At 51.9% G+C, this 264-nt stretch carries 1 protein-coding gene; it reads left to right on the forward strand.

The window, feature by feature from the left end; translation table 11 throughout:
- The coding region (locus SB775_RS30515) for a YeeE/YedE thiosulfate transporter family protein (RefSeq protein ID WP_410865007.1) at nucleotides 1-264 on the forward strand (264 nt) is incomplete at both ends.

Consider the following 264-nt stretch of genomic DNA (forward strand, 5'->3'; position numbering starts at 1 on the left):
TGCCGTTTTGCTGGTGATAACGCTCTGGGTGGTGATGAAAGAGTTGAAGAAGCCAAAACTCAAAGTCGCGACCTTACCGCCGCGCCGAACCGGGATCGCTCATATTCTGTTTGAAAAACGCTGGCATCCCTTTGTCACAGCTGTACTCATCGGTTTGATTGCGCTTTTAGCCTGGCCCCTGAGTGAAGCAACCGGACGTATGTTTGGGTTAGGCATCACTTCCCCAACGGCCAATATTCTGCAATTTCTGGTCGCGGGTGACGT

Source organism: Peribacillus sp. SIMBA_075, assembly GCF_046534585.1.